Genomic DNA, 25,956 nt, shown 5'->3' on the forward strand with positions numbered 1-25,956 from the left:
CCTGCGGCGAACTAAAAAGGATTTTTTGAAATAACTCAATCGGTTGCCTCTCTGAGATTCCTCTTCGCAAGTGCATAAACGATTCGCCTGACATAATCGGCAGTCCTGAAAAAAAGCGTAGTTAGCCTTTTGTATGGCGGCAATCGCTTTTTAGCGTAAGCTGAACGGCCCTGTGCAATTGTCGATACAGCAACCTCGGAGAATTCCACCACCGGTTTGTCGGTAGTGAAAATCTCGTAATGGCCAGCCCATCCTCGTTCAAGTGCAACATCGTAAGGGACCCGCATGGGGCGTATCCCAGCCAGCAGTTTCGCAGCCCCTTCCCGTGTCACGATATAAGCAGCAGAGCTTCCCAGCGGTCCATGCAGACAACGCCCGATCGCGAACTCGTCATCGACTTGACGGAAAGACCGGAATGCCGCCGTGCGGTGATTGACCAGTTTGATCGCATCCCAACCGCTGATTCGGATCGCTTTTTCAACGAAGGGCATAAAAGCGGGCGTAAACAGGACATCGTCCTCGACCAGAACGGCAAAGGGTTCCGGGGCCGCAGCGATGACTTCAAGCGCGCTAATGTGGCTGAAATAGCAACCAATTTCGGCAGGCATGGCGATTTTGCCATGGCAGCGTCGGAAACCGGCCTCATCGAAATCGCCAAGCTCGTCCGGCTGCAACAGCTTGCCTTCCACAGCCTCGACGCGCCGCAGATCGAGCGAAAACGCGTCAGCGCTTTGTTGCAGGCGCTCCCATCGGTCTCGCGAACGCGCGAGATTGATGACATAAACCGGTACGGAATTAATCACTGATTCTCTTTCCACGGCAAAAGCGCGATGGGAGGATTTGTAACGCGCCAGACCCATTTGCCAAGTACTGACAATGTTTGGCTTTACACTATCGCTGTTTTTTCTATCAACTACAGTAAACGTGACATTTTTTGGAAAGCCGCTGCGACTTTGAACTCCACCGCCCGCCCGATCACTGCTTCGCCTCAAGCCAAAAGCGGTTCCACACGCAGCGGCCAGCTTTTGAGCTGGTATGATCGCCATCACCGTGTTCTGCCCTGGCGCGTGACGCCCTCAGAACAGACGCGCGGCATACGGCCCGATCCTTACCGGGTCTGGCTTTCGGAAATCATGCTTCAACAGACGACCGTTGAGGCCGTGAAATCCTATTTCACCGCTTTCGTCGCACGCTGGCCGAACGTGCGCGCGATGGCGAACGCCAGCGAAGACGATATTCTGCGCGCATGGGCCGGGCTTGGTTACTATTCCCGCGCCCGCAACCTCAAGAAATGTGCCGATCTCGTTGCCACGCGATATGGTGGCAAATTTCCAGGCAACGCCGCAGCATTGAAGGAACTGCCCGGCATCGGCGACTACACATCGGCAGCCATTGCCGCGATTGCCTTCGGCGAAAATGCCGCAGTGGTGGACGGCAATGTCGAGCGCGTCATTTCGCGGCTCTATGCCATCGACACGCCACTGCCAGCCGCCAAGCCGCAAATCCGCGCCCTGATGGCCGAGATGACACCGTCAGACCGCCCCGGCGACTTCGCACAAGCAATGATGGACCTCGGAGCAACGATCTGCACACCGCGCCGACCGGCCTGCGCGATCTGCCCGGTCAATGATAACTGCATCGCACTCGCCACCCGCGACCCGGAGGAATTTCCGGTCAAGGCGCCGAAGGCGGAAAAGCCGATCCGCACTGGTGCGGCTTTCGTTGCCATGAGCGGAGACGGCGCAATCTTTCTGCGCAAGCGAAAAGGCGAAGGCCTGCTTGCGGGCATGACCGAAGTGCCGGGCAGCCCGTGGACCGCGCGTATCGATGGCGACGCGACCGTCAACGCGGCCCCCTTCCCGGCTTCATGGAAACCGGCGGGCAGCATTACCCATGTCTTCACCCATTTCGAATTGCGCCTCTCGGTCTACCGCGCCGAGAATGTGAGCGAGCGTTTGGCCGCAAACGGCTGGTGGTCGGCACCCGACGAACTCGCGGGAGAAGCCCTGCCCACTGTGATGAAGAAAGCCATCGCAGCAGCGGTGCCGGATGCCTTCAAGCAGGCTAGCAAACCCAAAAGGAAGAAACCGTGATCTCTCCAATCAAACATGTCGTTTTCGATATCGGCAAGGTTCTCATCCACTACGATCCGGAACTGGCCTATCTCGACATCATTCCCGACACCGAGCGGCGGCGCTGGTTTCTGGAAACGGTCTGCACGGGTCCGTGGAATGTCGAACAGGATCGCGGGCGCAGCTGGCAGGATGCCGAAGCGCTGTTGATCGGCACCCACCCGGAATGGCGCGAGCAGATTCTGGCTTTCCGGCAAAACTGGTCGCGCATGGTGCCGCATGCCTATGATGAAAGTGTCGCCATTCTGCGCGGGCTGATCGCCTCGGGGAACGATGTCACCATGCTGACCAATTTCGCCTCAGACACCTTCCGCGAAGCGCAGGTCCGGTTTCCTTTTCTGACGGAAAGCCGGGGTGTCACCGTTTCGGGCGACGTGAAGATGCTGAAACCCGACCGGGAAATCTACGACGCGCATGTCGCGGCGTTCGACCTTGACCCGGCGGCAACGCTGTTCATCGATGACTCGCTGCATAATGTGGACGGCGCAAAAGCTGCCGGCTGGCAGGCCGTTCATTTCACCGGTGCACCCAAACTCGCCGTCGACCTGAAGTCCCTCGGCCTTACGTTCTGATAAAAGCGAAAGCGCCCGAAGCATTCGCTCCGGGCGCTCCATGATCAGACTTTGCTGGAGGCCGTCCGATGAGAATTATTCTCAGGCGCCTGCTGCTGCCATCTCGTCGCGGATGACTTTGCGCAGATCGTCGATAGGTTTCAGCACGCCTTCTTCTTCAAAATGCCAGAAGGTCCAGCCATTGCAGGCGTCGAACCCTTGCACCTTGGCGCCGATACGATGGATCGAACCGGCTTCGCCATTGGCCGCCAAAGTGCCGTCAGCGCGAACGATCGCCGCATAACGACGGCGCGCATCGCAAAGAACCGTTCCCGGACGTAAGAGACCTGCTTCCAGCACACTGGTGAAAGCCACACGCGGTTCAGCGCGCTTGCCGGTCATGACGGTCAGTTCGGCCTTGCCGAGCGGTTCCACCGCATCGATGCGGGCGGTTGCGGCGTCGATATAGGTCTGTTCGCGTTCGATACCGACAAAATGGCGTCCGAGACGCTTAGCCACCGCGCCGGTCGTGCCAGAACCGAAGAATGGGTCGAGAATAACGTCTCCCGGCTTGCTCGAAGCCATCATGATGCGGGCCAGAAGCGCTTCCGGCTTCTGCGTCGGATGAACCTTGTCACCGTTCTCGTCCTTCAGGCGTTCTGAACCCGTGCAGATCGGAAACAGCCAGTCCGAGCGCATCTGCACATCGTCATTGGCGGCTTTCATCGCTTCATAATTGAAGGTGTAGCCTTTGCCCTTCTGGTCGCGCGATGCCCAGATCAGCGTCTCATGCGCGTTCTGGAAACGGCGTCCGCGGAAGTTCGGCATCGGATTGGTTTTGCGCCAGATCACGTCATTGAGGAGCCAGAAGCCCAGATCCTGCAACTGCGTGCCGACGCGGAAAATATTGTGATAGGAGCCGATAACCCATATCGTGCCATTCGGCTTCAAAACGCGGCGGCAGGCCAAAAGCCAGGCGCGGGTGAAGGCGTCATAGGCCTGAAAGCTTTCGAACTGGTCCCAATGATCGTCAACGGCGCTGACCATCGACTGATCCGGGCGATGCAGATCGCCACCCAGCTGAAGATTGTAGGGCGGATCGGCAAAGATGACATCGACGGAATGATCCGGCAGGCGCTCCAGAGCGGAAACGCAATCACCCTTGATGATGGAGTCGAGCCAGGCGGTACGCGGGGCCTCGATGGGCAACTCATGGGCAAGACGTACTAGGGACATGGGATACTCGATTACCTGTGGACGCGAAAACTTGTCCTTATGGTTACCGGGTAGGGTAAATATGGCGTTAACGCCAAGGTATTGAAATCGTAAACCTTTTCTTAAAAAGGCAACAAAGTCCCGGCTTTCCGGGCTTTTTCCTTTCAAACGATGCTGAACAATTTCACGACTGCCATCTTAACGCCGTCATCGAAATGCAAAGGCCGACGGGTAATGCGTCGTCTCCAATAAGGCTTGGTTATCCCTTTCCGGCTATGATTTGCGAACAATCAGCCTTCGAGGCAACTGAGCCGACCGAACCGCGCCTGTCAGGTTTTTGCATATGAATTTCGCAGAACTGCGCCATAACCGTTATTTGAGGGTGTTCTTCGTTCCCTTCCGCATGCGCGCCGTTGTGCGCGGCAGCGAAATCGGTCTCGTCATCGCGGGTGTCGTGATCGGTATCATATCCGGCCTTGCCGTTGCGGCCATCGGCGGCATATCGCAATGGATGCATCAGGCGCTGTTTGCGCTGGAACCCGGCGAAAAGCTCAGTTCTGCGGCGCAGCTTTATCCCAGCGCCTTCATCGCGCCGCTGGCTGGCGGCATTCTTATGGGGATTATCATCTGGGTGCTGGCGCGTTGGCGCAAGCGCCCCATCGTCGATCCCATCGAAGCCAATGCCTTGCATGGCGGTCGCCTGTCACTCACCGATAGCTTTATTCTCGTCGGGCAAAACCTGATTTCCAACGGCTTTGGCGCTTCGGTTGGCCTGGAGGCCGCCTATACACAGCTTGCCAGCGGTTTCGCATCGCGCATCGGGCGCGCGCTCAAACTGCGCCGGGCCGATTTGCGCACGCTTGTCGGCTGCGGTGCGGCAGCGGCCATTGCCAGCGCGTTCAACGCGCCCCTCACCGGCGCATTTTATGCATTCGAGCTTATCATTGGCGTTTATTCCATCGCCACACTGGCCCCGGTGGTCGTCGCGGCGATTGTCGGCACTTTGGTGACGCAGGCCATTGGGGGCACACCTTTTCTGATCGATATCGGCAACATCGACGCCATCACCCCACGTGACTACGTGCCCGCATTGCTGCTGGGCTTTGTTTCGGCAGGGATCGCCATTTTGATCATGCGCGGCGTAACATTCGTCGAGCAAATCACCCGGCGCAGTTTTCTGCCCAATGTCCTGACACCGGCTATCGGCGGGGCCATCGTCGGTCTGATCGCCTTCTTCTCGCCGCAGGTGCTGGCCTCCGGCCATGGCGCGCTGCATCTCGATCTGAATGCGAATATTACCATCTCGGCGCTGCTGTTGCTGATCCTGACGAAATCGCTGGCCTCGGCAATTTCCATCGGCTCCGGCTTTCGCGGCGGCCTGTTCTTCGCATCGCTGTTTCTGGGCGCATTGACCGGCAAGCTTTTCGCGGCGGTCGCGGGCGTGGTGCTGCCAACCAGCCTGACGCTTGCGCCGGAAGTCTATGCGGTGATCGGCATGTCATCACTGGCCGTCGCCATCGTCGGCGGCCCTATGACCATGACCTTTCTCGCGCTGGAACTGACCGGCGATTTTCCGATTTCCATGCTGGTGCTGGGCGCCGTCGTGTCCTCCTCGCTGATGGTCCGCAAGACCTTCGGCTACTCCTTCGCCACCTGGCGCTTCCACCTGCGCGGCGAAGCCATCCGCTCGGCGCATGATATCGGCTGGATACGCAATCTGACCGTCAGCCGCATGATGCGTCACGATGTGCGCACCGTGCTGATCGACACGGATATCGAAACCTTCCGCCACGATTTCCCGCTTGGTTCCACCCAGCGCGTCATCGCGGTGGACGCGCAAGGACGCTATGTCGGCATGATCCCCGTGCCGGAAGTCTATGCCGACAGCTTCGACAGTTCGGAAAACCACAGCATCAGCGAGCTTTTGAAGTATCAGGATGAATTCCTGTTGCCGCAGATGAACGCCAAGGAAGCTGTCGTGCGGTTTGACCGTTCCGAAAGCGAAGCGCTCGCCGTGGTCAACAATGCGCAGGAACGCAAGGTCATGGGCCTGTTGAGTGAAGCGCATACGCTCAGGCGCTATAGCGAAGAGCTGGACCGCAGACGGCGCGAGGTCTCCGGTGAAGTTTGACGCTAGGGCTATAAAGTTGTAGCTGATCCTTCAATATTCCCGATGCGTTCCCGCGAGTGTGAATGCGTCCTCCTCCCGATAAGAAGGCTACCCACATGGCGGCTCCGTCCCTCATCATTTTCGATTGCGATGGCGTTTTGGTGGATTCCGAAATCATCGCTGCGGAAGTCGAATCCGTGCTTCTGACCGATGCCGGTTTTCAGATTTCCGCCGACGAACTGGCAGAACGTTTCGCCGGTCTCACCTGGCAGGACATCCTGCTGACGGTCGAGCGCGAGGCAGGCATAGCGCTTTCCGCTTCGCTGATCGATAAATCGGAAAGCATTCTCGATGAGCGCCTCAAGAACGAGGTACAGGCTGTCGATGATATTGTGGAAGTGGTTTCGGCATTGAAGCTGCCGAAATGCATCTGCTCCAACTCGACCAGCGCCCGGCTGGAAACCATGCTGAAGCGCGTTGAGCTTTACGATCTCTTTGCGCCGAATATTTTTTCGGCAAAGGAAGTCGGCACCAAGAAGACCAAGCCCGCGCCGGATGTGTTCCTTTATGCGGCCAAGCAATTCGATGTCGATCCAAGCAATGTGATCGTGATCGAGGATTCCGTGCACGGCATCCATGGCGCGCGTGCCGCCGGTATGCGGGTCATCGGCTTTACGGGTGGCGCGCACACCTATCCGGGCCATGCCGACCGCCTGACCGACGCAGGCGCCGAGACGGTGATCCACCGTCACAAGGATCTGGCGAGCGTCATCAACGCGCTATCGATCTGGACCGACGCCTGACACACAAGGTTCCGGCGTACCGTCCGATCTGATCCAAATATCGCGATAGCCCGAACGTTCGGGCCATCTTCCGCACTGCTTCAGTGTCTGAATCAAAAAGCGACAGGCCGTGGCGAAAATGGTGATTTCGAGAACCAGAGCTTGAGCCGTACTTTTGGGTACGTGAGCACCGGGAGCCTCGCGCAATCCCGAAAAGTTGCAGACTTTTCGGATCAGATTATGCGAATACAAAACTCAAATTGCCATTTGCAGTCCGGCATGGCGACTTTTGGAACAGACACTCAGGCGGCGGAGCGTTTGGTGCGCCCCTTCGGCGGCGCGTTGAGGATGGCCAGCAGCTCTTCGGCTTCCTGCTCGGCAAGACCGATCAGCAGCCGGGTCCCCATCATGACAGGCTCACCCGTAGACGTCTCGAAGATCGCCCAGGTGTCCGTCGGTTCGAGAATACGTTCATATTTCTGTTTCATGGGTGCAGACTAGCGCAGACTCGTTGCTTTTCGTTTGAACATCGCTGTCGAATTTAATTCGAATTTTAGCTAAAGCGCGTTTTGCTTTTAGGATATTCACAGAATGCGGTAAGACATCAGTCTATCTAACCACGCGGCTCGCCGCCAATGCCCAGAAACGAGCCTTTTCGGGTCGTCTTCCGGCGTTTTACGGGTTTTGCAACCACCAGCGTTCGCGCGATGATCGCAGAGACCGGCTTGCCGAAATACCAGCCCTGCGCCTTGACCGGCGCGCTGTCGCCCGCACTTTCCCTGGCGAAATAGAGCGCCTGCGCCTCCGTTTCCACACCTTCCACAACCACGTCCAGACAATGCTGCCGCGCCATGGCCAATATCTGCGGAACGATCGAAACCGTGCTGCCATTATCGACCGTCCGCGTGAACGTCTTGTCGATCTTGATCGCATCCACATTCAACGCGCCGAGATAAGCAAGGCTGGAATAGCCTGTTCCAAAATCGTCGATATAGATGCGATGCCCCTTCTCGCGCAGATGATGGATCGCACCGGAAGCCTTGGCAAAATCCACCGCCGTACGCTCGGTCAGCTCCAGACCGATCTGCTGCGGGTCGATGGACGCTTTCGCCAGCCGCGCCTCCAGCCGGTTGGCGAACTCCATGTCATGCAGGTCGCGGGCGCTTATGTTGATATTGATGCGCAAGCCGGGCTTGGCGCGCAACAGCTCGCCCATTTCGCTGATCACTGCATCGATTACATAAAGCGTTATGCGATGGATCAGCCCGCTCTTCTCCGCCCGCGTAATGAAAACATCCGGCGGAACAAAGTCTCCCTTATGAATCTCCCAGCGTATCAGAGCCTCAAAACCGACAATCGCGCCACTGACAACATTGACAACCGGCTGGTAGACAACCTCCAGTTCCTTTTTCGTCAGCGCTCTGGACAGGAGCGTCATCAGCGAACGGTCGCGATTATTATAGACGCGCCAGCCAAGGCCAAGACTGCCAGCAGCCAGCATGCCAAGCACAATGGAAAGAAATGATCGCAGCCGCGCATGCAGGCTTGTGCGGTCGATCTCCGTCCTCAGTGCAAGACAGATGAGCTTGTCCGGTTCGCAGGCATAGGCGTTCAGCTGGTCATGCTTTTCGACAAAATCCCGGATTTTCCCGCCTGATAGCGGCTCCAGATCGGCATTGGCCGGATATTCATAGAAGCGGGCAAAATTCTCGCGCGACTGGTCGCTCATGAACAGGGCGAAGGCATAGCCCGGCGTATGCATGAAATCGAAGGCCGCCGGGCTTAGAACGACATTGGAATTGCCCTTGCCCATCACCGGGCCATAGGTTCCCGGCGTAACCAGCGGGCGGTCGGCATAGACGTAGGTTCCGTCAGGCAGCAGTACATCCGCCGTGGAGCGCGGTTCCTGCCGCGCCAGATCCGGCAGCAGCGTGGAACAATTCAACCGGCCATCGATCAGCCGGCCGATATCCTTGATCTGATAGGCTTTGAAGAGAATTCTGCGCAGATAGACCCGCTCATCGGCGGAGCAAACCCTGTAGGGCGATTGTTCCGCCTGATCGAGAGTATTGTGCGCCGAGTCGATCAGCCGCCCCGCATAGGAAAGCAATGCCTCCATATAGGCATTCACCTGTCGCTCATCGCCCATTCTTCGTAGTTTTTCGCCAACCCAATGCCCGGCGACCGCTCCACAGAGAAGCAGCAAGAGAAGGATAAGAGGAACTGGATTGAAAAGGCTGCCGCCACTGCTCCGCCTGCGCACCATCCGCCCTTGAAACCTCGCAAACGATCTGTGGCAGGGACTATACTGCTTATCCCGCATAAGCAGCTATATTAAATATAAGCACAGACCCACAGCATCAATATAAACATATAAAAACGATATGACTATTACACGAACCGCGTCTTTTGGGAACAATATTAATTTAGTGGCAGTTTTTTGTTTTTGTATTAGATCTCGCAAATATATCGACGTCCGTAACTGTTCTAACATCGCGCGCAGGCAACAAAAAATGCGCGGGTTTTGCCCCGCGCATCTGGTTTTCCGATAAGCGCTTCGCCCTGTCAGGCGCTGCGAAAATTACTTGGCATTCGGGCCTTCATCGAAGCCGACGAAAATCTGGATATTCTGCTTGTCCGGCATTGGCAGCGAAATGCCCTTGTCGTTGAAGACGAACTGGGTCGCGGTATCGCCGTTGGTGATGGTGACCGCCTGCTTGTGCAGCTTGGAATAGACCACCTGATCACCCTGACGCACGGCCACACGCACCGGCATGGTGATGGTACCGCTCTTATATTTCGGACCGGGCACAACCTTGCCAGCGGCAGCCACATCGATGGTAATGTTGCCGTCGCCATACTGGCACGAACGCGTCACATCGGTCAGCGATGCCTGATAAACCACCTGCGCCGGGTCCTTGTCGCCGCCCTTGGCATAGGTGCTGAAGAAGGCGGTTCCGTCACGCAGCGTCACCGTCGGGCAATAGGCGCGAAGCTCAGATGCGCTGATGCGCTTTGGACCTTCAGCCGCCATATCGCCAGGCTTTTCGCTGCCACTGGTCGTGCAACCCGCAAGCGCTGCGAGCAAAACCGTTGCAAAGACTGGAAACAACGATGAACGATTCTGTGATGCTTTCTGCATAAACCGGGCTTCCCTGCATTAATTCGTTTGTTTGAGAGCGCGCCGATTTCATTGAAACCGCCGGACCACCCCAATTTGTTCCGCCGCCACATTTCCCACCAGCAAGACCGCTTCGCACTTTTGCTGGAAATGAAACTTCTTTCCCATCGCATTTCCCAACGCAAAACCGCTTCGCACTTTTGCTGGAAATGCTTTATACCACTGCGCACAAAACAGTGCGCGATGACGTTTTCCCGTTTTTTGCCGCGAAGAGCAACCCCACCCCCTCTGGGATGTTTTAATTTCTTGCGGCTTTTTTATGGACGCCCTATTGCATTTGCACAGCTTTGAAACGCATCCCAATAAGATGCGCGTCGAATGAGACATGCGCAGCCGATCTGGGCAGATATCTGGAATGAAGGCCTGACGAAATGAAATATGTAAGCACACGCGGCGAAGCCCCGGTCCTGGGTTTTAGCGATGCATTGCTCGCCGGACTTGCCCGCGATGGCGGCCTCTATCTGCCGCAGGAATATCCGCAGTTTTCTCCAGAACAAATCCGCAGCCTGCGCGGAAAGTCCTATGTCGAAATCGCGCTGGCCGTGCTGACGCCCTTCACCGGTGGCGAAATTCCGCAGGCCGATTTCGAACGCATGGTGCGCGAAGCCTATGGCACCTTCCGCCATGATGCCGTGTGTCCGCTGGTCCAGACCGGCGCGAATGAATTCGTGCTCGAACTTTTCCACGGCCCGACGCTCGCCTTCAAGGACGTCGCCATGCAGTTGCTGGCGCGCATGATGGATTATGTGCTGGCCAGCCGTGGCGAACGCGCCACCATCGTCGGCGCAACCTCTGGCGATACCGGCGGCGCGGCAATCGAAGCCTTTGGCGGTCGTGACAACACGGACATCTTCATCCTGTTCCCGAATGGCCGCGTCTCGCCGGTGCAGCAGCGCCAGATGACTTCGTCGGGCTTCGCCAATGTTCATGCGCTGTCCATCGAAGGCAATTTCGACGACTGCCAGAACCTCGTGAAAGGCATGTTCAACGACCTCGCCTTCCGCGATGCGCTGTCGCTTTCGGGTGTGAATTCGATCAACTGGGCGCGTATCATGCCGCAGGTGGTCTATTATTTCACGAGCGCCTTGAGCCTCGGCGCGCCGGACCGTCCGGTGTCCTTCACTGTTCCAACCGGCAATTTCGGCGATATTTTCGCAGGCTATGTGGCCAAGCGCATGGGACTGCCCATCGAACGCCTGATCGTCGCAACCAACGACAACGACATTCTGTCGCGCACGCTCGACACCGGCGCTTATGAAATGCGCGGTGTGGCCCAGACCACCTCGCCGTCGATGGATATCCAGATTTCGTCCAATTTCGAACGCCTGCTGTTCGAGGCCCATGGCCGCGATGATGCTGCCGTGCGCGGTCTCATGCAGAGCCTGAAGCAATCGGGCGGCTTCACCATTTCCGAAAAGCCGCTTTCGGCCATCCGCGCCGAATTCTCCGCGGGTCGCTCGACGGTTGCGGAAACGGCGGAAACGATCAAGTCGGTGCTGGCTGATGACGGTTATCTTCTCGATCCGCATTCGGCCATTGGCGTAAAAGTGGCTCGCGAAAATGTGTCCGGCGCAGCCCCGATGGTGGCGCTCGCCACCGCGCATCCGGCCAAATTCCCCGATGCCGTAAAGGCTGCATGCGGTGTCGAACCGCAGCTCCCGGCATGGTTATCGGATTTGATGCAACGAAAAGAAAGCTTCACAGTTCTTCACAACGACCTGAAAATCGTAGAAGAATATGTAAGCCGCCATTCCAGAGCCCACGCCTGAGGCTCCGGAAAGGAAATTTGAGCCCGACCCCGAACCGGATCGGGCCCATGAAAAGTCAGAGCGGGGAATGCAGGGAGCAGTTCGCTTATGGGTGTTGAAGTAACGCGTCTTCCCAACGGGTTGACGATAGCCACCGATACCATGCCGCATGTGGAAAGCGTGGCGCTTGGAATCTGGGTTAAAGCCGGCGCGAGAAACGAAGCCGCCAACCGGCACGGAATAGCCCATCTCCTCGAACATATGGCCTTCAAGGGCACGGAAAACCGCTCTGCCTGGCAAATCGCCTCGGATATCGAAGATGTGGGCGGCGAGATCAACGCCGCAACCAGCGTCGAGACTACATCCTATTACGCGCGCGTGATGCGCGATGACATGCCTCTCGCCATTGATATCCTCTCCGACATCCTGACCGCATCGAAGTTCGACGAAGCCGAACTGGAGCGCGAAAAGCAGGTGATCATGCAGGAGATCGGCGCGGCGCACGACACGCCGGACGATATCGTCTTCGACCGTTTCACCGAAACAGCCTATCGTCACCAGCCCATCGGCCGCGCCATTCTTGGCGAGCCGGATACGGTGATGTCCTTCTCTTCCGCCGATCTGCGCCAATATATGGACGAGCAATACAGCGCCGACCGCATGGTCGTAACGGCTGCCGGTGGCGTGGATCACGATGCTTTCGTCAAGGAAGTCGAAAAGCGTCTCGGCGGTTTCCGTGCCCATAACACGGCCCCGACGCTTGAGCTCGCCACCTATGTTGGCGGCGACTTCCGCGAAAACCGCGAATTGATGGATGCGCAGGTTCTGATCGGCTTTGAAGGCCGCGCCTATCATGTGCGCGACTTCTATGCCTCGCAGCTTCTGTCCATGGTGCTGGGCGGCGGCATGTCTTCCCGCCTGTTCCAGGAAGTGCGCGAAAAGCGCGGCCTGTGCTATTCGGTCTATGCCTTCCATTGGGGCTTTTCGGATACCGGCCTGTTCGGCATCCATGCCGCCACGGGTCGCGATGAACTGGTGGAACTGGTTCCGGTCATCATTGACGAGCTGCACAAGGCGGCGGATTCGATCAGCATCGAGGAAGTCAATCGCGCCCGGGCGCAATATCGCGCCAGCCTTCTGATGTCGCAGGAAAGTGCAGCCAGCCGCGCAGGCCAGCTGGCTCGCCAGTTCCTGCTCTATGGCCGCCCGGTCGACAATAATGAGTTGATGGAACGCCTTTCGCTGATCACGCCGGAACGCCTGACGGACCTTGCAGGCCGCCTGTTCCTTGACAGCAAGCCGACCATCGCGGGTGTCGGCCCGGTTGGCCGCCTGATGAGCTTCGGCGACCTCACCGATGCGCTGTCGACCAATGCGCATACGAGAAAGATAGCTGTTTAAGGTAAGGCAGTAGGGGAATAAGGGAATAGGGGAGTATGTGGCCGTGAAGATTTCGTTTTTCCTATTCCCCTACTCACCTATTCCCCTACTCCCCTAACTCCGATGATCGGCCTGTCGTTTCGGCGCAACAACCCGACGATCCTGCGTGGACAGCGCATTTATCTGCGCGAGCCCATGATGGGTGATTTCGCGGGCTGGGCAAATCTGCGTGAGCAAAGCCGGGCGTTTCTAACCCCGTGGGAGCCGACCTGGCCCGACGATGACCTGACGAAAAGCGCCTTCCGCTATCGCATGCGGCGTTTTCAGGAAGAAATTTCTGCCGGAACCGGCTACCCTTTCTTCATTTTCCACAACAGCGATAATCGCATTCTCGGCGGTATCACGCTCGGTAATATCCGGCGCGGCGTAGGACAGAACGGCATGATCGGCTATTGGAGCGGCGCTCCTTTCGCGGGTAAAGGCTATATGACCGAGGCGCTCTCTCTGGTTATCCCCTTTGCATTCGACCAACTGCGGTTGCACCGGATTGAAGCTGCCTGTATTCCCCATAATGTACGTTCGGTCCGGCTTCTCGAAAAAGCCGGATTTCAGAGAGAAGGACTGTTGCGCTCCTATCTCAAGATAAATGGCTTCTGGCAGGACCACCTGCTGTTCGCCCTCATAGAAAGCGACAAACGTATGTTGGATGGCCGCATGATCAATGGCAAGGTTGAACGCTCGTGAGCGGTTTTTCTGAAAAGCTATTCCAGAACGCCGCGCGGTTTCTCGCGCTGATCGTCTTTCTGGCCTTTTCGACCGTTCATGCATCTGCCATCGAACCGATCAAGATTTCCAAGGACGACACCGCTCTCGATCTGTCGCGCGCCGTCGAACTCCTGCGCAACAAGGGCGAGAGCGTTCAGGTTTCTACCGCGCCCGGCCCCGATGGCATTGTGCGCCGCATCGAAGTGCAGGCCGATCAGAACAGCAATGCCTCCGGCGACTGGGCCGCTTTCTCCATCGCCAATCCGACCGACCAGCAGATCGACCGCCTGATCGTCGCGCCGCATTTCCGTCTTGTCGGTTCAGGCATTATCTGGCCGGATCTCGGCTCGCCGCGTATTGCGTCGATCACCCCCAGCGAAGGCTTCGCGCTCGACCGCCAGCCAAGCGCCGATGCGGATGTGTTCCGCATCACGCTCAATCCGGGCAGCGTGGTCACCTTCGTCGCCGAGCTTTCCTCGCATAATCTGCCGCAGCTTTATCTGTGGGAACCGGAAGCCTATAAGGACACGGTCAATTCCTATACGCTCTATCGCGGTATCCTGCTTGGCATTTCAGGCCTGCTGGCGCTGTTCCTGACCATTCTCTTCGTCGTCAAGGGCACCTCGCTGTTTCCAGCCACGGCGGCGCTTGCATGGGCGGTTCTCGCCTATATCTGCGTCGATTTCGGCTTCTGGAACAAGCTGATGGAAATCACACCCGGCAATGAGCAGATATGGCGCGCGGGCACAGAGGTGGCGCTCGCCGCCTCGCTGGTGATCTTCCTGTTCGCCTATCTCAATCTCAACCGCTGGCACGACCATTTCAGCTATGGCGCGGTGACGTGGGTTCTGGGCCTGCTGGCGCTTGCAGGCGTTGCGGTTTTCGATCCGCCGATTGCCTCGGGCATCGCCCGCATCTCGCTCGCACTGACCGTCGTTTCCGGTGTGGCGATTATCGGCTATCTCGCGGTGAAGGGCTATGACAGGGCGGTCATGCTGATACCCGCCTGGCTTCTCACCTTGATATGGCTGCTCGGCGCATGGATGGCGGTCACGGGCCGTCTCGACAACGATATTGTCCAGCCAGCGCTGGGCGGCGGCCTCGTGCTGATCGTGCTTCTGATCGGCTTTACCGTCATGCAGCACGCCTTTGCGGGCGGTGCGCTGCAGCAGGGGCTGCTATCCGACATGGAACGCCAGGCGCTTGCCGTCATCGGCGCGGGCGATATCGTCTGGGACTGGGATGTGCCGCGCGACCGCGTGGTTACGACGCCCGATATCGCCAATCAGCTCGGCAATTCGGCAAGCAGCTTGCAGGGACCGGTGCGCAACTGGCTGCCCGTCATGCATTCCGACGACCGTGACCGTTTTCGCTCGACGCTGGACGCCATTCTGGAAAACCGCCGCGGACGCATCGGCCAGATTTTCCGTATGCGCGCCAATGACGGCCATTACCACTGGTATGCGCTGCGCGCCCGCCCCGTCATCGGCTCGGACGGCGAAGTCGTGCGTTGCGTCGGCACGCTCGTCAACGTTACCGAGCAGAAGAAGGCCGAGGAACGCCTGCTGCACGATGCCGTACATGACAATCTGACCGGCTTGCCCAACCGTGAGCTTTTCCTCGACCGCCTCAGCAATGTGATGAACATGGCGCGCGGCGAGAGCAATCTGCACCCGACCGTGTTCATGATCGATATTGACCGCTTCAAGCAGGTCAATGACAGTCTGGGCATGTCGGCGGGCGATACAATCCTTTTGACCATTTCGCGCCGTCTGGCGCGATTGATGAAGCCGCAGGACACGCTGTCGCGCCTGTCTTCCGACCAGTTCGGGCTGCTGCTTGCATCAGAGAGCGACCCCGGCCGTATCGCGGCCTTTGCGGAAGCGCTGCGTCAGGCCACCCGCGCGCCTATTGCCTATGCCAAGCGCGAGATCGTCCTGACCGCCTCCGTCGGCCTCATCACATGGACGAAAACCGCCACCACGGCAGAAGATTTCGTGAAGGACGCGGAACTGGCCATGTATCAGGCCAAGCGTTTTGGCGGCGACCGGATCGAGCCGTTCCGCCCAGCCTTCCGCGCCATCGGCAGCGACAAGCTGCAGCTGGAATCCGATCTGCGCCGCGCGCTCGAACGCGACGAAATCAGCATGGCCTATCAGCCGATCGTCAAACTGGAGGAAGGCACCATCGCCGGTTTCGAAGCGCTAATGCGCTGGGAACATCCGCGCCGTGGCGCAATCTCGCCGTCGGAATTCATTCCGATTGCCGAAAACTCTGGCCTGATCGTGCAGCTTGGCCTTTTCGCCATGCAGCGCGCCGCCGAAGACCTCTTCGCCTGGCAGGAACAGTTCCCGAAACTCGACCTGTTCGTCTCGGTCAACCTGTCATCCACGCAACTCATCCGGCAAGACCTCATCAACGATGTCCGGTCCGTACTGTCGCGCATCCACCTCAATCCGGGCAGCCTGAAGCTGGAGCTGACCGAATCCGTCCTCATGGAAAATCCCGAGCAGTCGGCCCATGTGCTGGCGCGGCTCAAGACGATGGGGATCGGCCTGTCACTGGATGATTTCGGCACCGGCTATTCGTCGCTAGCCTATCTGACGCGCTTCCCGTTCGACATCATCAAGATCGACCGCTCCTTCGTGAAGGGCGACCAGCCGCAGAAGACCACCCTGCTGCGTTCCATCGTCAGCATGGCGCATGATCTGGGGCTGGCGGTTGTGACGGAAGGTGTGGAGAGCGAAAGCGACGCGCTCCAGCTGCGCCAGATGGGCTGCGAATATGTGCAGAGCTTCATGTTCGGCCAGCCGACCAGCCGCGAAGACGCCACCCGTATGATCAAGGAACAGCTGGAAGCAGCGGCAGCGTGAGATTAGGGGAATAGGGGAATAGGGGAATAGGGGAATAGGGGAATAGGGGAATAGGGGAATAAAAACTGAATCGGATCAGCCGAAGCAAGTCCTTTTTACTTACTCCCTTACTGCCCTATTCCCCTACTCCCTTAACTCAAGCATGCCCCGCATCGGAAACCAGTCGCGACATGTCGATGCCCATATGCATCATGAGGCGGGAATATTTGCCTTCGATGTCGCTGTCGAAAAGCATGTCGAGCGGCGCATCGCAGCAGAGCCAGCCATTGTCGGCAAGTTCTGCTTCCAGCTGCCCTGGCGCCCAGCCGGAATAGCCCAGCGCCATCAAAACCTGTGACGGGCCCTTGCCGCCATAAATGGCGCGCAGAATATCAACCGTTGCGGTCAGGCAGACTTCCTCGGAGACCGGCATGGTGGAATCGACCATGTAATCGTCGGAATGCAGCACAAAACCGCGCGAGGTATCTACCGGCCCGCCATTGCGCACCATCATATGCTGCGTGCGCTCTGGCAAAATGATCAGTTCATCCTCATCGATCACGCCAATCTGGCGCAAAATATCCGGGAAGCCGATCGGCTGCAGTTGATTGATGATGAAGCCCATCGCGCCCTCGTCCGAATGGGCGCAGATATAGACCACCGACCGGGCGAAACGCTCGTCGCTCATGCCGGGCATGGCCAGCAGGAACTGCCCGTTTAAGAACCCCTGCTCGTGGTTTGGCTTCCGCATCGTGGTCATAGTGATGAAGGTAGCAAGCCTGCAGAAAATAACAATGGGCGTCGCAGAATTGTCTTCGACGGACGCAAAAATATAATTGCTCCCAACATTGTTGGACTTGAAGCAACCATGATTTCATTTCATTTTTGAACAATGAAAACACGTCTGAATATTCTTGCATTTGGCCTGCTGGCCACCTCGGCCCTGCCCGCCCACGCTTCAACCTCCGCCTGGACCGAAACCCCCGGCGGGCGCGTCCGCGTCATCATCGAAGATGGTGCGGTTTCAGCTGAAGCGGGCCCACAGCGCGAGATTCGCGGCGCGTTGCAGATCGAGTTGCAGCCGGGGTGGAAAACCTATTGGCGCAATCCGGGCGATGCCGGTGTGCCGCCGCAGATCAATCTTGAGGGCAACGCCAACGCACAGATCGACTATCCCGCGCCAGTGCGGTTCGGTGGAGATGACGACGGCATCGGCTACAAGAAGCCGGTTTCGCTCCCCATCATCTTCAAGCTGCAACCCGATGACACACGCCTCAAAGGCCATGCCTTTCTAGGTGTTTGCGAACATATCTGCATCCCCGTGCAGGCCGAATTCGACTTCCCCGTGAGTGCAAATGCCGAATCTGCCGAGCCGCAGGCCATTGCCGCGCGCACCATCGTGGAGACGGCCTTCGGGCGGCTTCCGGCGACGGCCTCCCCCACTTTCGGCGTCAGCGCTGTGAAGCGCGATGAGGACACGGCCGTCTTCACCGTGGCCGTGCCTGATCCCAAAGCACCTGCCGAGCTTTTCGTCGCCAGCGACAAGCTTCGCCTGTCTGATCCGGTGGCGTCCGGCAATCGCAACTTCACCGTTACGATCAAGGGCAATGCGCGCTATGCAACAGTCGACTATACCGTCGTGCAGAACGGCAAGGCTGTATCGGGACAGGTCACGCTCGACTGAAGGCTTGTGCGCCCTCGCCCTTTTTGATGGCAATATCAACGTTTTGAAATTGTCGAGCGCCCCGTTATCGGTTTAACTGTCGCTGCCTGCACTTCGCGGTGCGGCAATGACAGTTTTAAAATCAGGCAGCGGATCAGACGGCGATTTATCCCCTGCCCTCAGGAGAGAACAGATGACGATCAAAGTTGGCGACACGCTTCCCGCAGCAACCTTCAAGGTCAAGACTGCGGACGGTGTCAAGGAAGTGACGACCGACGAAGTCTTCAAGGGCAAGAAGGTCGTCCTCTTTGCCGTTCCGGGCGCTTTCACGCCGACCTGCAGCCTCAACCACCTGCCGGGCTATCTCGACAATCGCGATGCAATTCTCGCCAAGGGCGTGGACCAGATTGCGGTCGTCGCCGTCAATGACGCCTTCGTCATGGGCGCATGGGCGCAGAGCACCGGCGGCGAAGGCAAGATTCTTTATCTCGCAGACGGTTCGGCCACTTTCACCAAGGCAGCAGGCCTTGAACTCGACGCCACCGCGGGCGGCCTTGGCATTCGCTCCAAGCGCTATTCGGCCATCGTCGAAGATGGCGTGGTCAAGACGCTTAATATCGAGGAACAGGCCGGTCAGGCCGTGACTTCGGCTGCTGCCGGAATTCTCGAACAGCTTTGATCCAATGCAAAAAAGGGCGGTGAAAACCGCCCTTTTTAGTATCCAGAATGATGTCTAACGCACCTTCAAGGATTTGTGGCCGCCATATTTGAACGGCTCCATACCGGCGCGGGCCAGTTCGTCGGCCCGTTCGTTTTCCGGGTGCCCGGCATGGCCCTTGACCCAGTGCCAGTTGACCTTGTGCGGCTTGCGCGCCTCATCCAGCAATTGCCATAGCTCGGCATTCTTCACCGGCTTCTTGGCCGCTGTTTTCCAGCCATTGCGCTTCCAGCCTTCAATCCAGCCGGAAATACCGTCGCGCACATAGACCGAGTCCGTATAGAGATCGACTTCGCAAGGTTCCTTCAGCGCCGACAGTGCCGAAATTGCCGCCATCAACTCCATGCGGTTGTTAGTGGTCTCGGCCTCGCCGCCCTTCAGCTCTTTCTCATTGCCGTTCCAGCGCAGCACCGCCCCCCAGCCGCCGGGGCCGGGATTGCCGGAGCAAGCGCCGTCCGTATAGGCTTCGATCCGCTTCACGCAGCCGCTCCCTGCGGTTCCAGCCCATATTCGGCAGCCGAAACGATCTGGCGGTGGAAGCGCATCTTGCGCACATATTCCATCGGGTCCTTCTTCATGACGAAGCTGCCGTCGGGAACGGTCAGCCAGTCATAAAGCCGTGTCAGCATGAAGCGCACCGCAGCCCCCCGCGAGAGGACCGGCAGCGCATCGGCTTCCGCCGTCGAAAGCGGACGGATCGATGTGTAACCACGCAACAGCGCTGCGCCCTTGGTGCGATTATAGGAAAAGTCTTTTTCGAAGCACCACGCATTCAGGCAGACGGCAACGTCATAGGCCAAAATATCGGTGCAGGCGAAATAGAAATCGATGAAGCCCGACAGCTTGTCGCCGAGGAAAAAGACATTGTCCGGGAACAGGTCGGCATGGATCACACCGTGCGGCAGTTCGGCAGGCCAATGCTTTTCCAGAAAGTCGAGATCGGCTTCGGCTTCTTCGACCAGCCCCGGTTCGACCGTATCGGCGCGTTCGCGCGACAGGTTCCACAGCGGGCGCCAGTCGGGCAGCGTCAGACCGTTGCGGCGGCGCATGGCGAAATCCTCGCCTGCCAGATGCATGCGCGCCAGTCCCTCGCCCACGGCCTCGCAATGCGCCACGGTCGGCTTGCGCATCCACATGCCTTCCAGAAAGGTGACGATGGCCGCCGGGCGCCCGGCCAGTTCGCCGATCGTTTCGCCGTCGCTGCGTATCACCGGCTGCGGGCAATCCACGCCATGCCGGGCCAGATGCTGCATCAGGCCCAGAAAGAACGGCAAGTCTTCGCGGTTGGTGCGCTTTTCATAAAGCGTCAGAATGAAGGAACCGGAGGTCGTGTGCAGGAGATAATTGGTATTCTCCACGCCCTCGGCAATGCCCTTATAGGACGTCAGCGTGCCGATATCGTATTGCTGCAGGAATGCGCCAAGTTCGATTTCGTTGATATCAGTATAGACGGCCATGCCGCTTATTTCCCCTATATGACCTTGGGCATTATTTTGGGCGCCAGTTTCGGAATGCCGACAACCCTGTTCTCGCCATTGACGAATGCCATATCCTGCACCGTCAGTTCCACATCGCGAATTTCACGATTCACAAGGAAGTTTTCCGTTTCCACTGCCGTTTCCGCCAGTTCGATGCGCACATCGAAGCGGTCGCGGAACGATGCGATGATTTCGTCAACGATGATTTCCGGGGCGGAAGCACCCGCCGAAAGACCGACGACCGAAATATCGCCGATCTTGTCCCACTCGATATCAGCGGCGCGCTGCACCAGCATGGACATGCGTGCGCCCGCCTTTTCCGCTACTTCGACCAGACGTTTCGAATTGGACGAATTCGGCGCACCGACAATCAGGAACAGGTCGCAGCCGGGCGCTGCCGCGCGAACCGCATCCTGACGGTTGGTGGTGGCATAGCAGATCGATTCCGCAGCCGGAGCCGAAAGATTGGGGAAGCGCGCCTGCAATTCCTCGATAATGCCTGCGGTATCGTCCACCGAGAGCGTCGTCTGCGTGACGAAACCGAGATTATCCTCATCAGCAAAATGGCAGTTGCGGGCGTCCTCGACCGTTTCGATCAGCGTGACAGCGCCTTCCGGCAGCTGGCCCATCGTGCCGATGACTTCCGGATGGCCGGAGTGGCCAATCAGGATGACATGGCGTCCAAGCCGCTGATGGCGCATGGCCTGCTTGTGCACCTTGGAAACCAGCGGGCATGTCGCATCGAGATAGAAGAGGTTCTTCGATTCCGCATCGGCAGGCACGGATTTCGGAACGCCATGGGCCGAGAAAACCACCGGCTGATCGCGATGCTCCGCCGGGATTTCATCAAGCTCTTCGACAAAGATCGCGCCGCGCGATTGCAGCCCTTCGACCACATAGCGGTTATGCACAATCTCATGGCGGACATAGACCGGCGCGCCGTATTTCTTCAGCGCCAGCACGACGATCTGGATCGCCCGGTCAACACCAGCGCAAAAGCCGCGCGGACCGCAAAGGCGAATTTCCAATGGGGGGCGCTGATCGGTCATGAAGAAGCTCGCAGGTTCGGCGTGACGAAATACTTAAGATCTGTAGCCTCCGAGTTGGGCCGCAACGCGGCCAATGTCAACCCCTTGGCGATTTTCGATAGCGCCAGAGCCACGTTCCGACAACCCCCATCAGCGCCAGAGCGAGGCCGTACCACGTCACAGCATATTGCAGATGATTGTTGGGAAAATCGATGATCGTCACGCCGCCGATGGGCAGCCCGCCCGGATTGAGCTTGTTGTCGGCATCGATGAAAAAGGGCACAACCTGATTGAGATCCGGCAGATCGGCGCTTTCGGCCATCGCCGCCCAGTCCTTCCAGTAGAAGATATTTTTGGCGATATCGTTTTCGGGCAGGAAGAAACCGGGCTTTGCGGATAGCGGGTCGCGCGCCAGCCCGGTTATGCTCACCGGCCCGTCCAGCTGGCCATCGGCGCGGGTGGCCGGGTCCTTCTTCTCATAGGGAACGAAGCCGCGATTGACCAGCACGAAGCGTCCGTCTTCCAGCATCAGTGGCGTATAGACATTATAGCCTGCCGCACCTTCATAGGTGGACAGGAAATGCCGTTCGCCCTGATGCATGAAGGTGCCGGAAACGGTCACGGGCAGATATTCGACCGTGCTCTTTTCCTTATAGAGCTTTTCCATCTCCGCCAGCGGCAGCGGCGGTTCCTTGATGCGCTCATTGGTGGAAGCGATCAGCGCTTCCTTCCAATAGAGCCGCTCCACCTGCCAGGTGCCAAGCGCCAGAAGGATGACGAGCGCGATACCCGATGCGATGAGAACGCCCCATGGAAAGCGGCGCGATGCCTGACGCTCTGTCATTCTTTGGTATCCGGATGGCTATCGGCACCTCGTTGTATCGTGCCGGGCGCGGCCTTGTTGCGATATTGCATATTGATGAGAATACCCTTCATCCATCGCATCGCGACGAGGCTGAGAATGATCGCCAGCGGCACCCAAAGGATGAAATGCACCCAGAGAGGCGGGCCGAGATTGACTTCCATCCAAAGCGCCAGCCCGACGACGATAAAGCCGATGATCAGAATCACAAAAGCTGCCGGACCGTCGCCGGAATCGGCAAACGCATAATCCAGCCCGCAGGCATTGCAACGCGGCGCGACCGTCAGAAAACCGTTGAACAGCTTGCCCTCGCCGCAGCGCGGGCAGCGCCCGGCAATACCGCTTTTGATCGGATTGACCGGCGGATAGAGATTGGCATCAGGCATCGCGCGCTCCAAGATCTTGACGGTGTTTCAAAACAAAAGGCGGCCATGTTGCCAGGGCCGCCTTCAAACTCAGATTACGGCCAATCAGCCGGCGTGCATTGGCGCGCCCCAGCCACCCCAGACATAGATGGCGAAGAACAGGAACAGCCAGACCACGTCAACGAAGTGCCAGTACCAGGCGGCAGCTTCAAAGCCGAAATGCTGCTTTGGCGTGAAATCACCACCGATTGCGCGGAACAGGCAGACCAGAAGGAAAATCGTGCCGATGATCACGTGGAAACCGTGGAAACCGGTGGCCATGAAGAAGGTCGCGCCGTAGATCGAGTCCTTGAACGCGAACGGAGCGTGCATGTATTCATAGGCCTGCACGAACGAGAAGATAATGCCCAGCACCACGGTGATAGCGAGGCCGGTGATCATGCCCTTGCGGTCATTGTGCAGCAGCGCGTGGTGCGACCAGGTGAGCGTCGTGCCCGACAGGAGCAGAATCACAGTGTTGTAGAGCGGCAGGTGCAGCGGGTCGAGAACCTCGATGCCCTTCGGAGGCCAGACGCCGCCCGTAAACGTGGCGCGCGCCACCTGATGAACTTCGTTCGGGAAGAGGCTTGCATCGAAGAAGGCCCAGAACCATGCCACGAAGAACATCACTTCCGAAGCGATGAACATGATCATGCCGTAGCGCAGATGCAGCGACACGACGCGGGTATGGTGACCTTCCTTGCCTTCCTTGATGGTATCCGCCCACCAGCCATACATGCAGTACAGCACGATTGCGAGGCCGATGAAGAAAATCCACGGCGTGACGAGGTTCAGGCCGAAGAACGGCACCTCACCCGCATTGATGTAACGCATCCAGGCGATGCCGCCGATTGCGAGCACAAAAGCGCCCATCGAGCTCAGGAACGGCCAAGGGCTGGGCGCTATGATGTGATAATCGTGGTTCTTCTCGTGTACGTCCGCCATGTCTCTCCCCGTAATCCCCTGAGGGGCTCCTCTCTCGTGCCTGCCTGCTGAAATCCGCCAAGGGACACAAGCAAGCGCGACTATGTTTTGCGTCAGATGGCTCCCTGACCAGATGCCGCATACCGTCAATATTCAAGCGGTTTTACCAACGGTTCGATTCCGACAATAAAACCAGTCTTCGCATTTGTCTTTGCGGCATTATGTGCCGCCCCGGAACTCGCGTCCCGTTATCCCCCATTGCTCGCCGCATCATCCGGCTTCGTTGCTGCCTTTGCATCGGCAACCGGCTTCGGCTTGTCGATCGGGAAAAATGTGTAGGAAAGTGTGATGGTCTTCACATCCTTCAGATCGGGATCGTTGACGATCTCCGGATCGACGAAGAAAACCACCGGCATTTCCATGTCTTCGCCCGGCTTCAGCGTGGTATCCGTGAAGCAGAAGCACTGGACCTTGTTGAAATAGGCGCCTGCCCGGCCCGGCGAGACATTGAAGCTCGCACGACCAAAGGTCGCTTCATCGAACAGGTTGCGCGCTTCATATTTGATCATGGTGGTTTCGCCGATACGCACCGTCACTTCGCGCTGCACCGGCTTGAAATCCCAAGGCAGGCCATTAGCCGTATTGGCGTCGAAACGCACCTTGATGGTCTTGTCGAGAATCGTATCGGAATATTGCTCAACGCGCTGCGTCGTGCCGCCATAGCCCGTGACCTGACAGAACAGCGTGTAAAGCGGGACGGACGCATAGGCCGCACCGATCATGCAGACGAAGAAAGACACGCAGGCAATCGCAATGGTCCGGTTGGAACGCTGCTGCCGCTTGAGCTTATCGTCTTTGTTCTGCTGATCTGCCATGGTCTCCTCCCAGTTTCCCTCCCGAAACAACCTAACCCGAACTGTTTGTCAGAGCGGCCGCACCAGAATATTGGCACCCAGTTTTGCTATCGTGCCGACATAGACGAGCAGCACGAACAGCGCCAAGGCAATTGCCAGTCCCCAGGACCGGTTGCGCTGGGCTTTCTTCTGCTGCTCGGTCGGCACGACCAGTTCCAGCTTCTCATGAACCGGATTTTCTGCCGTTTTATCCATTACAACACTCCAAAGGCGTGAAGCGCCTTCAACGTCAGTGCCTCGACCAGCATAACCGCGAACAGGCCGGACAGATACACCAGCGAAAAGCGAAACAGCTTGCGCGCGGCAACCAGCATTTCCGGCTGCGATGCGGCCATCCACATGCGCCAGGCATAATAGATGAAGGCTCCGCCCAGCAGCACCGAGACGGCGCCGTAGACCGGGCCTGCAAAGCCCATCACCCATGGCAGCACGCCGACCGGCGCCATGAGCAGCGTATAGAACATCGCCTGACGGCGGGTCGAAAGCTCGCCCCTCACATTCGGCATCATCGGAATGCGCGCGGCTTCGTAATCATTGGTCGAAAACAGCGACAGCGCCCAGAAATGCGGCGGTGTCCAGAGGAAAATGATCATGAACAGCACGACGCTGTCCCAGGTGATTTCACCCGTTGCCGCAGCCCAACCGATCATCGGCGGGAACGCGCCCGCAGCACCGCCAATGACGATATTCTGCGGCGTCGAGCGCTTGAGCCACATCGTGTAGATGACGGCATAGAAGAAGATTGTGAAGGCCAGAAGCGCTGCCGACAGCCAATTGACCATCAGGCCCAGCGTCAGCACCGAAAAGACCGACAGCGTGAGGCCAAAAGCCAGAACCTGATTGGGTGCAATCACACCAGCGGGAATCGGGCGGTTGCGGGTGCGCTTCATCACCGCGTCGATATCGGCGTCGTACCACATGTTCAGCGCGCCGGATGCGCCCGCACCAACCGCGATGCAGAGAATGCTGATGGCAGCCAGAACCGGGTTCATCGTGCCCGGAGCAAGGACAAGCCCGACCAGCCCCGTGAACACCACAAGCGACATCACGCGCGGCTTCAGCAGAACCAGATAGTCCCGCGCCGTTGCTTCCGAGAACGCGACTGCGTCATTCGGACCTGAAGCGCTTACGTTTTTTTCCACCAGCGACATTAGACTTCAACAACCTCAAATTCACCGGTCCGACCACCGCATCTTGTTCGATACAGTTCGACAACCAACACAACTTGTCCCTCCCGGAGAACATCCGT

At 58.1% G+C, this 25,956-nt stretch carries 25 protein-coding genes; 10 read left to right on the forward strand and 15 right to left on the reverse strand.

Annotated features, from left to right (window positions below; all coding sequences use genetic code 11):
* Positions 1-35: 35 nt before the first annotated feature.
* On the reverse strand, positions 36-1,046 hold the full coding sequence (locus WIX40_RS11180; RefSeq protein WP_339439918.1) for a glycosyltransferase family 25 protein: 1,011 nt from the start codon (positions 1,044-1,046) through the stop codon (positions 36-38).
* On the opposite strand from WIX40_RS11180, the gene mutY reads away from it, so the two are divergent.
* Together mutY and WIX40_RS11190 are read left to right on the forward strand one after the other, a co-directional pair.
* Positions 975-2,093 carry an A/G-specific adenine glycosylase gene (gene mutY, locus WIX40_RS11185; RefSeq protein WP_339441000.1) on the forward strand — a complete coding sequence of 373 codons (1,119 nt, stop codon included), beginning with the start codon at positions 975-977 and terminating at the stop codon, positions 2,091-2,093. The two genes, WIX40_RS11180 and mutY, sit on opposite strands and share 72 nt — an antisense overlap.
* A complete protein-coding gene (locus WIX40_RS11190) occupies positions 2,090-2,704 on the forward strand; it encodes an HAD family hydrolase (RefSeq protein WP_339439919.1) in 615 nt (204 codons plus the stop codon). Before mutY ends, WIX40_RS11190 begins: the two co-directional genes overlap by 4 nt.
* An 81-nt stretch (positions 2,705-2,785) precedes the next feature.
* On the opposite strand, the gene WIX40_RS11195 is transcribed toward WIX40_RS11190, so the two are convergent.
* A complete protein-coding gene (locus tag WIX40_RS11195; RefSeq protein WP_124915222.1) occupies positions 2,786-3,919 on the reverse strand; it encodes a site-specific DNA-methyltransferase in 1,134 nt (377 codons plus the stop codon).
* A gap of 322 nt (positions 3,920-4,241) precedes the next feature.
* Here WIX40_RS11195 and WIX40_RS11200 point away from each other — a divergent pair, with 322 nt between their 5' ends.
* Together WIX40_RS11200 and WIX40_RS11205 are read left to right on the forward strand one after the other, a co-directional pair.
* Positions 4,242-6,029 carry a chloride channel protein gene (locus WIX40_RS11200; RefSeq protein WP_124915221.1) on the forward strand — a complete coding sequence of 596 codons (1,788 nt, stop codon included), beginning with the start codon at positions 4,242-4,244 and terminating at the stop codon, positions 6,027-6,029.
* Between the two features lie 95 nt (positions 6,030-6,124).
* Positions 6,125-6,811: an HAD family hydrolase gene (locus WIX40_RS11205; protein ID WP_124915220.1), complete on the forward strand. Its 687-nt coding sequence runs from the start codon at positions 6,125-6,127 to the stop codon at positions 6,809-6,811.
* A gap of 281 nt (positions 6,812-7,092) precedes the next feature.
* Here WIX40_RS11205 and WIX40_RS11210 read toward each other — a convergent pair whose 3' ends face one another.
* The 3 genes from WIX40_RS11210 to WIX40_RS11220 all read right to left on the reverse strand — a co-directional run bounded on the left by WIX40_RS11210 (position 7,093) and on the right by WIX40_RS11220 (position 9,932).
* Positions 7,093-7,278 carry a hypothetical protein gene (locus tag WIX40_RS11210; RefSeq protein ID WP_339439920.1) on the reverse strand — a complete coding sequence of 62 codons (186 nt, stop codon included), beginning with the start codon at positions 7,276-7,278 and terminating at the stop codon, positions 7,093-7,095.
* A 125-nt stretch (positions 7,279-7,403) separates the two neighbouring features.
* A complete protein-coding gene (locus WIX40_RS11215; RefSeq protein ID WP_371834128.1) occupies positions 7,404-9,056 on the reverse strand; it encodes an EAL domain-containing protein in 1,653 nt (550 codons plus the stop codon).
* A gap of 315 nt (positions 9,057-9,371) precedes the next feature.
* Complete coding sequence (locus WIX40_RS11220) at positions 9,372-9,932, reverse strand: hypothetical protein (protein WP_109368508.1); 561 nt, start codon at positions 9,930-9,932, stop codon at positions 9,372-9,374.
* A 410-nt stretch (positions 9,933-10,342) separates the two neighbouring features.
* Here WIX40_RS11220 and thrC point away from each other — a divergent pair, with 410 nt between their 5' ends.
* The 4 genes from thrC (at position 10,343) to WIX40_RS11240 (ending at position 16,737) form a co-directional block, all read left to right on the forward strand.
* Entirely contained in the window at positions 10,343-11,740 is a 1,398-nt protein-coding gene (thrC, locus tag WIX40_RS11225) for a threonine synthase (protein WP_339439922.1), read from the forward strand.
* 87 nt (positions 11,741-11,827) lie between these two features.
* Positions 11,828-13,120, forward strand: coding sequence for a M16 family metallopeptidase (locus WIX40_RS11230; protein WP_109368506.1), 1,293 nt, complete (start codon positions 11,828-11,830; stop codon positions 13,118-13,120).
* A 102-nt stretch (positions 13,121-13,222) separates the two neighbouring features.
* Complete coding sequence (locus tag WIX40_RS11235; protein ID WP_339439923.1) at positions 13,223-13,843, forward strand: GNAT family N-acetyltransferase; 621 nt, start codon at positions 13,223-13,225, stop codon at positions 13,841-13,843.
* Positions 13,840-16,737, forward strand: a complete 2,898-nt coding sequence (locus WIX40_RS11240; protein WP_109368504.1) for a sensor domain-containing phosphodiesterase — start codon at positions 13,840-13,842, stop codon at positions 16,735-16,737. The genes WIX40_RS11235 and WIX40_RS11240 overlap by 4 nt, the downstream gene beginning before the upstream one ends.
* Positions 16,738-16,873: 136 nt before the next feature.
* Here the strand turns inward: WIX40_RS11240 and WIX40_RS11245 are convergent, their stop codons facing one another.
* Complete coding sequence (locus WIX40_RS11245) at positions 16,874-17,476, reverse strand: YqgE/AlgH family protein (RefSeq protein ID WP_339439925.1); 603 nt, start codon at positions 17,474-17,476, stop codon at positions 16,874-16,876.
* A gap of 132 nt (positions 17,477-17,608) precedes the next feature.
* Between WIX40_RS11245 and WIX40_RS11250 the strand changes: the two genes are divergently transcribed.
* On the forward strand, positions 17,609-18,400 hold the full coding sequence (locus tag WIX40_RS11250; protein WP_339439926.1) for a protein-disulfide reductase DsbD domain-containing protein: 792 nt from the start codon (positions 17,609-17,611) through the stop codon (positions 18,398-18,400).
* A 172-nt stretch (positions 18,401-18,572) separates the two neighbouring features.
* On the forward strand, positions 18,573-19,058 hold the full coding sequence (locus WIX40_RS11255) for a peroxiredoxin (protein ID WP_109368501.1): 486 nt from the start codon (positions 18,573-18,575) through the stop codon (positions 19,056-19,058).
* 54 nt (positions 19,059-19,112) lie between these two features.
* Here the strand turns inward: WIX40_RS11255 and rnhA are convergent, their stop codons facing one another.
* The 9 genes from rnhA to WIX40_RS11300 all read right to left on the reverse strand — a co-directional run bounded on the left by rnhA (position 19,113) and on the right by WIX40_RS11300 (position 25,858).
* On the reverse strand, positions 19,113-19,577 hold the full coding sequence (gene rnhA / locus WIX40_RS11260; RefSeq protein ID WP_339439927.1) for a ribonuclease HI: 465 nt from the start codon (positions 19,575-19,577) through the stop codon (positions 19,113-19,115).
* Complete coding sequence (locus tag WIX40_RS11265; protein ID WP_124915213.1) at positions 19,574-20,554, reverse strand: homoserine kinase; 981 nt, start codon at positions 20,552-20,554, stop codon at positions 19,574-19,576. Before WIX40_RS11265 ends, rnhA begins: the two co-directional genes overlap by 4 nt.
* Before the next feature lie 14 nt (positions 20,555-20,568).
* Positions 20,569-21,624 (reverse strand): 4-hydroxy-3-methylbut-2-enyl diphosphate reductase, encoded by a 1,056-nt coding sequence (gene ispH, locus WIX40_RS11270; protein WP_109368498.1) that lies wholly within the window; start codon positions 21,622-21,624, stop codon positions 20,569-20,571.
* A gap of 76 nt (positions 21,625-21,700) precedes the next feature.
* The gene (locus WIX40_RS11275) at positions 21,701-22,447 is read right to left on the reverse strand and encodes an SURF1 family protein (RefSeq protein ID WP_124915212.1); all 747 of its coding nucleotides are present in this window, start codon (positions 22,445-22,447) and stop codon (positions 21,701-21,703) included.
* Complete coding sequence (locus WIX40_RS11280; protein WP_339439928.1) at positions 22,444-22,851, reverse strand: DUF983 domain-containing protein; 408 nt, start codon at positions 22,849-22,851, stop codon at positions 22,444-22,446. The genes WIX40_RS11275 and WIX40_RS11280 overlap by 4 nt, the downstream gene beginning before the upstream one ends.
* Before the next feature lie 84 nt (positions 22,852-22,935).
* Positions 22,936-23,814 (reverse strand): cytochrome c oxidase subunit 3, encoded by an 879-nt coding sequence (locus tag WIX40_RS11285; protein WP_109368495.1) that lies wholly within the window; start codon positions 23,812-23,814, stop codon positions 22,936-22,938.
* 227 nt (positions 23,815-24,041) lie between these two features.
* Positions 24,042-24,668, reverse strand: coding sequence for a cytochrome c oxidase assembly protein (locus tag WIX40_RS11290; RefSeq protein ID WP_109368494.1), 627 nt, complete (start codon positions 24,666-24,668; stop codon positions 24,042-24,044).
* Positions 24,669-24,716: 48 nt separating this feature from the next.
* Positions 24,717-24,902 carry a cytochrome c oxidase system small membrane protein gene (locus WIX40_RS11295; protein WP_109368493.1) on the reverse strand — a complete coding sequence of 62 codons (186 nt, stop codon included), beginning with the start codon at positions 24,900-24,902 and terminating at the stop codon, positions 24,717-24,719.
* Entirely contained in the window at positions 24,902-25,858 is a 957-nt protein-coding gene (locus tag WIX40_RS11300; RefSeq protein WP_124915210.1) for a heme o synthase, read from the reverse strand. The genes WIX40_RS11295 and WIX40_RS11300 overlap by 1 nt, the downstream gene beginning before the upstream one ends.
* Positions 25,859-25,956 lie beyond the last annotated feature (98 nt).

The sequence above is a fragment of the Ochrobactrum teleogrylli genome (assembly GCF_037482325.1).
Taxonomy (GTDB): Bacteria; Pseudomonadota; Alphaproteobacteria; order Rhizobiales; family Rhizobiaceae; genus Brucella; species Brucella teleogrylli.